The sequence below is a fragment of the Xanthomonas pisi DSM 18956 genome (assembly GCF_001010415.1).
Classification (GTDB): Bacteria; Pseudomonadota; Gammaproteobacteria; order Xanthomonadales; family Xanthomonadaceae; genus Xanthomonas; species Xanthomonas pisi.
Genome location: NZ_JPLE01000042.1, coordinates 20,906 through 30,781 on the forward strand (window position 1 = coordinate 20,906; position 9,876 = coordinate 30,781).

The window sequence follows — 9,876 nt, forward strand, 5'->3', positions numbered from 1 at the left end:
GTACGATTCCTGATGGGGGACCCGTTAGGGACAGGAAGCACGGGCTGGATCACACTTCGCGGCGCAACGTATCACAGTTTCGCCCGCTTCCCCATCACGGATTTATCACTAATTTAACGCCCGCATTTCATTTCTGACGCAACAATCGCGGCACCTGGACGGCGGCATGGGTCCAGATCGCCAGCCACACGCCGAACCGGGTCAAGATCCCGCGCTGAGCGGCCTCGAATTTGCGGAAATACCGCCACAATCCGCGATGTTTATGCCATTCCACAAAGAACGGCCGCGAGCGACTGGACACGCCGCGCACATGCACCACCTGCAGATCGTTGGCCACCGCGACCAGCGCGCCGGCCTTGCGGGCGCGCCGGCACAGGTCCAGGTCCTCGGCGTGCAGGCGGTAATGGCCGTCCCAACCGTCCAGGCGATCGAACAGGCTGCGCTGCATCAGCATCAAGGCGCCGGAGATCGCATCCACCGGCTGCAGGGCAAGCGCCGGGTTGGCCGGCACCGCGAGCTGGGCAGCGGCACGCGGGGCGCTAAGCATCGCAGCAAAGTCCGGGTCGCGGCGGCGCACGGCCGCATCCGGCCGCCCCTGCTCGTCCACCTGCTCCACCCCCAGCAGCACCGCCGCATGCCCGTCGGCGCGCGCGCACAACTGCACCAGGGTGTCGGCGTCGACCATCAGATCCGGGTTGATGAAGACCAGCCACGGCGCCTGCGAGTCGCGCGCGCCCTGATTGCAGGCCGTGGCAAAGCCTGGATTGTCCGGGTTGGCGATGAAGTGCACCCGCGCATCGGCCAGCGCATGCCGCTGCACCACGTCCAGGGTGTCGTCGCTGGATGCGTTGTCGACCACCCGGATCTCGCTGACGCCGTCGGCCGCACGTAGCCGCGACAGGCAGGCATCGATGGTACTGCTGCTCTGGTAGGTGACAACGACGGCGGCGATCTGAACTGGAGTCATCCGGCCATTATCCGGTGCCGGGAGCGCGCAGCGCCATCGCGGCCGCAGGCCGGCATGGCGGCCGGCGGCGGCACCGGGCATACTGCGCGCCCGACGGCCGCCACGCGGCCTGGTTCGGCGCCGCCTGCGGCACTCCCACACTTGATTGTTGAGATGACGGCCAGCGACCTTTCGGTTTCGCGCTGCCCTTCCACTCCATGTCGCGCGAACGCCTGATGGCGCCAGCGCGACAACGACGGCCAGGCAGCGCCGTCCGTGTTGTCGCCGGCCCGCGTGCCGGACAGGTCGGATCGGGCTGGCGCAGTTGGTCTATACCACTCACCCTTTCGCCGGCATGGCGGCGGAGTGCGCGCCCATGAGTGCGACCCATCAGGTGCATGGCATGAGCCTGGAGCTGGCCCTGCCCGACTGGCCGGCACTGCGCGCGGATGAAATCCGCCAGGTGCTGCAGCGGTTCTCCGGGCTTGGTGCCGACCAGGGCGTGCATTGGCACAGCGCACGTCCGTTCTCCGCTGCCGCCTGCGCGCAGACCGCGTCCGGCGCGGTGATCGTCAAGCGCCACCACCGCAGCGTGCGCAGCGTCGCCGCCTTGCGCGAAGAACATCGCTTCATGGCGCACCTGCGCTGGGCCGGCGCGCCGGTGGTGGAGGTGCTGTACACGGCTGACGGTCAGACGGCTCTCGCGCAGGACGAATGGGTCTATGAAGTGCAACGCGTCGGGGCCGGGCGCGACCTGTATCGCGATGCATTGTCGTGGACGCCGTTTAGCCACCTCGCGCATGCGCAGGCCGCAGGGGCTGCGCTCGCGCAGTTGCACCACGCCGCACAGGGGTTCGATGCGCCGCCGCGCTCCACCAATGTCCTGGTCGCCAACCTGCGGCTGTTTACGCAGCGCGACCCGGTGCAGGCGCTGCAGCGCGCCTTGCCCGCGCGGCCGCATCTGGCCGCAGCGTTGCAAGCGCTGCCCTGGCAGCACGATCTGGCCACGCACCTGCTGCCCTGGCATGCGCGTGCCTGGCCGCTGCTGTCTGCACCGGATGCGATGCCACCGCTATGGACGCATGGCGACTGGCATGCGTCCAATCTGCTGTGGAACACCGACCACGGCGCCGGCGAGGTCTGCGCGATCTTCGATTTCGGATTGAGCGATCGCAGCAGCGCCTTGTTCGATCTGGCCACCGCCATCGAACGCAACCTGATCCCGTGGCTGCAGCTGGATACCGGCGCGCGTGCGCAGGCGCAGCTGCAACAACTCGATGCCTTACTGGATGGCTATGCGCTGCATCGCCCCCTCAGTGCCGGACAGCTGCGCTGCCTGGCCGCGCTGTTGCCGATCGTGCATGCAGATTTCGCCTTGAGCGAGATCGAGTACTTCGCCGGCATCACGCGTTCGCCCGACAACGTGGATATCGCCTATCACCGGTATCTGCTGGGCCACGCGGACTGGTTCGCCAGTGCCGATGGTCAAGCGCTGCTTGCGCATCTGCATGCGCGCGCAGCGCTGCTGCGATGAGCGGAAACCCCGTTTGTTTCCTTTCCCCCTTTGCGAGTTCCGTGCATGTCCCGTCTGTCGCTAGTTGCACTTCCCCGTCGCCCGCTGACGCTCGCCCTGGCGCTGGGCCTGGCCATGCCTGCGTTGGCGCAACAGCAGCAACCCGGCGCGTCCGCGGTGCAGCTGGACACGGTCAACGTGCTGGGCGAGCGCAGCGATAGCAACACGGCGCTGGGCGGCTTCGGCGCCACGCCACTGCTCGATGCACCGGCCTCCATCGCAGTGATCGAGCGCCAGCAACTGCTCGATCGCCAGGCGCGCGTGCTCAGCGAGGTGCTGCGCGCCGATGCCTCCGCCGGCGATGCGTATGCGCCGATCGGCTACTACGAAAACTTCGTGGTGCGCGGCTATTCGCTCAATGCCGCCAACAGCTATCGCATCAACGGGCTGAGCGCGGTCGGCGAGCAGTCGATTGCGCTGGAAAACAAGCAGCAGGTGCAGATCCTCAAGGGCCTGGCCGGGCTGCAGTCGGGCGTCAACGAGCCGGCCGGGTTGATCGACTACCGCACCAAACGTCCCGAGCATGTGCGCAGCGTGACCCTGGGCACCGACGAGCAGGGCTCGCGCTACGTCGCCGCCGATCTGGGCGACTGGTTCGGCGCCGAGCGCACGCTGGGCCTGCGGGTGAATGCCGCGCGCGAAGACATCGACAGCTATGTCGATCACGCCGATGGCTACCGCAATTTCCTGTCGCTGGCCGGCGACTGGAAGATCAGCCCGCAATCGCTGCTGCAGCTGGACGTGGAATACCAGCATCGCCAGCAACGCTCGGTGCCCGGCTACCAATTGGTCGGTGGCACGCAGGTGCCGCGCGACATCGATGTGCACCGCCTGCTCGGTTACCAGCCGTGGGCACGACCGGTGGAAATGGACTCGCTCAACGCGCAGCTGCGCTATGCGTATCAGTTCAACGACGACTGGCGCGCCACTGCCGAGGCCTCGCGCAGCCGCTCGGCGATCAACGATTTTTCCGCATTCGCCTGGGGCTGTTATGGCGCAGCAAGTTGCGCCGACATCGCCACGCCCAACTTCTTCAGCGCGCAAGGCGAGTACGACGTCTACGACTATCGCAGCCCCGACGACACCCGCGTGCACGACCAACTGCGCGCCACCCTCGAAGGCCATGCGGTCACCGGCGCGCTGGAGCATCACCTGAGCATCGGCGGCGACTGGCTGCGCCGCACCATCGATCGTTTCGGCTCGGTCAACGAGTTCGTCGGCAGCGGCAGCATCGACCGCGACCCGGACGTGTTCGTGCAGACCGATGTGGCGCTGGACCCCAAGCAACGCCGCCTGGATAGCCGTCAACGCGCGTTGGTGCTGGCCGACCGCATCGGCGTGGGCGCACAGTGGGAACTGGCGCTGGGTGCACGCGCGGTGCGCCTGGACGAGCGCGCCTTCGACCGCGATGGCCTGCTGGAACGGCGCACCCGCAAGGATGCGGTGCTGCCGCAGGCCGCGCTGCTGTTCAAGCCGCAGCAAAACATGTCGCTGTATGCCAGCTACGCCAAGAGCCTTGCCGCCGGTGGCACGGCGCCCTGGTTTGCCGACAACGCCGATGAAATCCTGCCGCCGACCAATGCCTACCAGCTGGAAACCGGCGCCAAGTTCGAGCTGGATGGCCTGCGTCTGGGCGCGGCGCTGTTCGATATCCGGCAGGCGTACCAGTTCACCCAGCCGCAGGCCGATGGCGGCCTGCTGTTCGTGCAGCAGGGCCGCCTGCACAACCGCGGGCTGGAACTGTCTGCCGACGGTGCGGCCACCGACCAATTGCGCGTGTTCGCCAGCGTCGCCGCCATCCGCGCGCGTGCTGAGGACACCGCCATTGCCGCCTACGAAGGCCATCAGGCGATCAATGTGCCCAAGCTGCGTGCTAGCGTGCAGGCCGACTACAGCGTTCCCGGTGTCGATGGCCTGGCGCTGCTGGCAGGCGTGCAGTACAGCGGCCGCAAGTTCGCCGACCGGCTCGGCAATGCCAGCGTGCCGGCCTACACCGTGGCCAACCTGGGTGCGCGTTACGCCACTGCGCTGGGCGGCCTGGCGACCACCTGGCGTTTGAACGTGGACAACGTGTTCGACAACCGCTACTGGCGCGATTCCGGCGAATACCAGGGCGATGCCTATCTGTTTCCGGGTGCGCCACGCACGGCGCGGTTGACGGTGCAGGTGGATTTTTGAGGCCTGCTGCTGCCCCCATCCGCCCTTCGGGCACCTTCCCCCGCGGGCGGGGGAAGGATGTTGAAGCGAGTCACCTGTGCTTCGGGTTCGCCGCGCACGGCGCGGTTGACGGTGCAGGTGGATTTTTGAGGCCTGCTGCCCCCATCCGCCCTTCGGGCACCTTCCCCCGCAGGCGGGGGAAGGATGTCGCAGCGAGTCACCTGTGCTTCGGGTGCGCCGCGCACGGCGCGGTTGACCGTGCAGGTGGATTTTTGAGGCCTGCTGCTGCCCCCATCCGCCCTTCGGGCACCCTCCCCCGCGGGCGGGGGAAGGATGTCGAAGCGAGTCACCTGTGCTTCGGGTTTGCCGCGTACGGCGCGGTTGACGGTGCAGGTGGATTCTTGAGGTCTGCTGCTGCCCCCATCCGCCCTTCGGGCACCTTCCCCCGCAGGCGGGGGAAGGATGTTGAAGCGAGTCACCGGTGCTTCGGGTGCGCCGCGCACGGCGCGGTTGACGGTGCAGGTGGATTTTTGAGGCCTGCTGCTGCCCCCATCCGCCCTTCGGGCACCTTCCCCCGCGGGCGGGGGAAGGATGTCGCAGCGAGTCACCGGTGCTTGTGCGTGTTTCAGGCACTGGCCAAAGGCAGCAGGCTGAGGGCAGCAGGCATCAGCTTAAGGCAAGGACTTAAGGCAGGCGCTCAGCGGTGAGGGCGCTGTCGCGCCTGCATCGCACGCCGATTCGGGGCATCGCGCAGCATCCACTTCCGACCGCATCACTGTTTTGCACGGGTTGCACTCTTCCCACCGCTATCCACTTTCCATCAGGCATTGCATGTCGTTGCTCGAATCCATCGCCGTTGTGATCAACCTGCTGGGCGTGTGGCTGACCGCGCGGCGCATCCGCTGGTGCTGGCCGGTGGGCATCGTGGCGGTGGCGTTGTACGCATGGCTGTTCTATCAGTGGAAGCTGTACTCGGACATGCTGCTGCAAGGGGTCTACGTGCTGACCCAGCTCTACGGATGGTGGCACTGGCAACGCGGCACCGCTGCAGACACGCGGATTCGCCCGCTGCCGATGCCGGCTGCGGAACTGTGGCTGTCGCTGTGCATCGGCGCGGCGTTCGCTGCCGCGCTCGGCGCCTACATGCATCACCGCACCGATGCCGCACTGCCCTGGCTGGACGCGGCATTGGCGAGCTTCAGCCTGGTCGCCAGCGTGTGGGCCGCGCGCAAGCGCATCGCCAACTGGGTGCTGTGGATCGTGCTCGACTGCATCTACGTCGGCGTGTTCGTCAGCAAGGCGCTGTATCCCACTGCCCTGCTCTACGCGGGCTTCGTGGCGTTGGCGGTCTACGGCTGGCACAGCTGGAAAACCCAACAGAACCGGAACCCGACGGCGGCACGCTGAGCCCGGCGCGGTTTGCGTGCGCGTTCTTCTTTACCATCGCGGCATGCACGATCTTCATCTCATTGCCTTGCCGATGGTCCGTATCTCCGATTGGCGGTGCGCCGCATGACCGCCTCGCGCCAACACGCCATCACCGACATCATCGCCGCGCAGATCGCCGCCGGCGAATGGGGCCCGGACCAGCGCCTGCCGGTGGAGCGCGCGCTTGCCGAGCGCTTCGACTGCACCCGCATCACCCTGCGCGAAGCCTTGCAGCATCTCGAAGCCGAAGGCCGCATCTACCGCGAGAACCGCCGTGGCTGGTTCGTCAGCGCGCCACGCGTGCGCTACGACCCCACCAGCATCGCCGGCTTCATGCAGTACGTGGCCGCGCAAGGGCGCAAACCGCGCACCGAACTGTTGAGCGCGACCCGCCAGCCCGCAGGCGCTGCGTTTGCGGCCGCATTGCGCCTGGACACGCCCTACGAGGACGTCTTCGTGCTGCAGCGTCGGCGCTGGATCGACCGCCGCGCCGTGCTGCTGGAAACCAATGTGGTGCTGGCCGCGTGGGCGCCGGGCCTGCTCGAACACGATCTGGCCGGATCGCTGTCGAGCGTGTTCAACCAGAAGCTGGGGCTGTTCCTGAGCCGCGCGCAGCTGTCGATGCATCCGGCCGGCCTGGATGCCACGCAAGCCCTGCTGCTGCAGTCCACCACCGGCACGCCGTGTTTCCGCCTGCGGCGGATCAGCTTCGCCGAAGACGGTCGCGCGGTGGAGCTGGATATCGAATCCTGGCGCCACGATGCACTGGACGTGGTGGTACGCACCGATGCGCCGACGCGGGATGCGCTTTAGGGCCGGGATTCGGGATTCGGGATTCGGGATTCGGGATTCGGGATTCGGGATTCGGGAATCGGGATTCGGGAATCGGGAATCGGGAATCGGGAATCGATGATGCGCATTCCGCAGCGCGCTCTGCGTTGCGTATGTCGGGCATCGTTGCGGCCTCAACGCGGGGGGACGGCACATCGCGAACGGCTGACGTGGATGCGTCATGCACACTCAAAAACGTGCATGACGCATTGAGCGGCAACTGCGCTGCGCCTGCCTGGCAACTGCGCAGCCGTTGCTGTGCGTCGCTCTTCAATCATTCCGTCGCTACTGCCGCCCGGCGCAGCGGGCAGGCTTGGCCGTGCCATTGCTACGCGTCGAACAGCATGCGTTGCGGGTCCGGCGGCGGCAGGTCGGTGAGCAGCTGGGCCAGTTGGTCGCGTTGCGCACGCAGCGGGTCGTGCATCAGGAAACTGGCCAGCCGCGCGTGCCAGGCCGGCCAGCGGGTGGCCAGCGCATCCATGTCGCCATCGGCCGGGCGGCCTTCGTGCGGCGAGGCGACGAAGGCGGTATCGCACAACACATTGCGCCATCCCAGCCCGCCCATGCGCAGACTGAGGTCCACCAGCGCGGCATACCAGGAGCCATAACTGCTGGCATCCAGACCGCCGGCCTTGCGCCGTGCGGCGCCACGCAACAACACCGCATGTCCGACCGCCGATGGCAACTCCGGATGCAGCGGCGGCATGGCCGCACAGGCAGCGGCCAGCCGCTCCGGTGCGTCCGGCAACGGGTTCAGTTCGCCCAGCCGCGGCCAGCTGCAGGCTTCGCCCACATTGCTCCAGGGCGTGGCCGTGGCAATCGCCGCGTCGCGCGCAAAACACGCAGCGAGTTGACGCAACCAACCGGGCAACGGGCAGGCATCCACCCCCAGCACCACCACGTCGGCATCGCCGCAGGCGCTGAGCATTTCATCCAGGTGCGCCACCTCGCCGAGCATGCGCTGGCGACGGGTGTTATGCGCCTGAAGCTGCGTGCGCGCCAGCCAGTGTTCGATGACGGCGCGGCCGCGGGGGCCGGCCTGCGCATCGTCGGCCAGCCACACCCGCGTACCGGCGGGCGTGGCCGCATCCAATGCACCCAGGCACGCATCCAGCGCCTCGTCGTCGGTGCCGACCGGCACCAGCACGACGGGCAGTGCCGCACTCATTGCGGCTTCTGGCTGGGTTTCAGCGGCTCCATGGCCTTGAACTTCTGCCCGTACTCGTCGGTGAGATTGCGCGCTTCCTGCGGGTTGCGCACGATCGACGGGGTGATCAGCACGATGACTTCGCGGCGGGTGTTGTTCTTGCCTTTGGTTCCGAATAACGCACCGACCACGGGCAACTTGCTCAGGAACGGCACACCATCGCTGGTATCGGTTGTGCTGTCGTCGATCAGACCAGCCAGCATCATGGTGTCGCCACTTTGTACCGCGGCTTCTGTCTTGACGCGACGTGTATTGATATCCACGTTACAAGCCGCGCTATTGACAGTAGTGGTGGTGGCTGCCGTACATGCCGCCGGGCGCGAGCCCGGGGTGCTGATTTCCTGCACGATGTCCAGGAACACCATGCCGTCCTTGGTGACGCGTGGACGCACTTTGAGGATCACGCCGGTATCGATGTACTGCACCGACGAGAAGCTGCTGTCGCTGCCCAGCCCGGTGTTAATCGAAGTCGAATTGATCGGGATGCGTGAGCCGACATTGAGGGTGGCTTCGGCATTATTGCGAACGAAGACCGACGGGGTCTGCAACAATCGGACGTTGGTGACCCTGTCGAGAGCAGTGATGACAGCGGCGGCATTCTTGCCCAAAAACGTCCACGCAACGCCGCCATCTGTTACTCGACCGGCGATGTCACCCCAGATGTTACGCCCCGCCGCACTGGGAAGGCCCGCGCCGCCAAACCCATTGGCGATTGAATCGGGGGCCGCATTCACCGCATTTTCGAAATACCAATTGACGCCGTAGCTCAGGTCACCGGTCAAATTCACCTCGGCCACCTGCGCTTCGATATGCACCTGCATCGGCATCACGTCGAGCTTTTCGATGACGTCGCGGATGGACGTCCATGCCTGCGGAGTGGAACGCACCAGCAAGGTGTTGGTTTCGGCTACTGCCGATACGCCGACCTTGTCGCCTTGCACTTCCAGGGTTACCGCACCATTGCCGTTGCTGCGCGGCGACAACTGCAGGCTGCCGTTGCCGAGCCCGCCGCCACTGCTGCCACCGGTGCCGCTGCTGCCGAACTCACCGCCCACCGTGCCGCTGCTGCCCCCACTTTCGCCGACGCTGCCGCCGGTCATGCCCGAGCTGCCGCCCATGCTGCTGTCGCGATTACCCAGTGCCCCGCCAAGCACGCTGGTTTCCGAGCCAGGCGCCAGCGAAGCGTTGGACTCGCTGCCACCGCTGCGCCCGCCGAACACTTCCGACAACCGATCGGCGAGATCCTTGGCCTTGATGTATTTGAGTTCGTACGAGAACAGCCGCACGCCGCCGCCGGCGCTGTCGATGCGGTCCAGCCACTGCTGGATCTGGTCCAGGTAGCGCGGCTGCGGGGTGATCACCAGCACCGCGTTGGCGTTTTCCAGCGGCATGAAACGGAACATGCCGGCGCTGGGCGTCTTGCTCTGTTCGCCAAACACCTTCTCCAGATCGGCACTGACCTTTTCGGCCTTGCCGGACTGGATCGGGAACACGCCCACCGACATGCCCGACAGCCAGTCCACGTCGAAGATCTGCACGGTGCGCAGGTAGTTTTCCAGCTCGGCGCGGGTGCCGCCCAGGGTGATCACGTTGCGCGCCGGGTCGGTGCCGACGATGGCGTTCGGACGCGCATAGGGCTCGAGCACCTTCTTCATTTCGCTGGCGGAAATGAACTTCAACGGCACCACGCGCACTTCGAAACCGCGCGCGGCCGACGGCGATGCGGTGCTGGGC

General features: G+C 66.6%; 7 protein-coding genes. 4 read left to right on the plus strand and 3 right to left on the minus strand.

Annotated features, from left to right (window positions below; all coding sequences use genetic code 11):
• Positions 1–127: 127 nt before the first annotated feature.
• Positions 128–967 carry a glycosyltransferase family 2 protein gene (locus tag Y887_RS10845; RefSeq protein ID WP_046964351.1) on the minus strand — a complete coding sequence of 280 codons (840 nt, stop codon included), beginning with the start codon at positions 965–967 and terminating at the stop codon, positions 128–130.
• Positions 968–1,322: 355 nt separating this feature from the next.
• On the opposite strand from Y887_RS10845, the gene Y887_RS10850 reads away from it, so the two are divergent.
• From Y887_RS10850 to Y887_RS10865, 4 genes are all read left to right on the plus strand, one after another.
• On the plus strand, positions 1,323–2,480 hold the full coding sequence (locus Y887_RS10850; RefSeq protein ID WP_046964345.1) for a phosphotransferase enzyme family protein: 1,158 nt from the start codon (positions 1,323–1,325) through the stop codon (positions 2,478–2,480).
• Positions 2,481–2,525: 45 nt separating this feature from the next.
• A complete protein-coding gene (locus Y887_RS10855) occupies positions 2,526–4,697 on the plus strand; it encodes a TonB-dependent receptor (RefSeq protein WP_046964346.1) in 2,172 nt (723 codons plus the stop codon).
• Between the two features lie 810 nt (positions 4,698–5,507).
• A complete protein-coding gene (pnuC, locus tag Y887_RS10860; protein WP_046964347.1) occupies positions 5,508–6,083 on the plus strand; it encodes a nicotinamide riboside transporter PnuC in 576 nt (191 codons plus the stop codon).
• Positions 6,084–6,188: 105 nt separating this feature from the next.
• The gene (locus tag Y887_RS10865) at positions 6,189–6,917 is read left to right on the plus strand and encodes a UTRA domain-containing protein (protein WP_046964352.1); all 729 of its coding nucleotides are present in this window, start codon (positions 6,189–6,191) and stop codon (positions 6,915–6,917) included.
• A 346-nt stretch (positions 6,918–7,263) separates the two neighbouring features.
• Here Y887_RS10865 and Y887_RS10870 read toward each other — a convergent pair whose 3' ends face one another.
• A complete protein-coding gene (locus Y887_RS10870) occupies positions 7,264–8,103 on the minus strand; it encodes a glycosyltransferase family 2 protein (RefSeq protein ID WP_046964348.1) in 840 nt (279 codons plus the stop codon).
• A partial coding sequence (gene gspD / locus Y887_RS10875) for a type II secretion system secretin GspD (RefSeq protein WP_046964349.1) occupies positions 8,100–9,876 on the minus strand: 1,777 nt, incomplete at its 5' end. The genes Y887_RS10870 and gspD, both read right to left, overlap by 4 nt.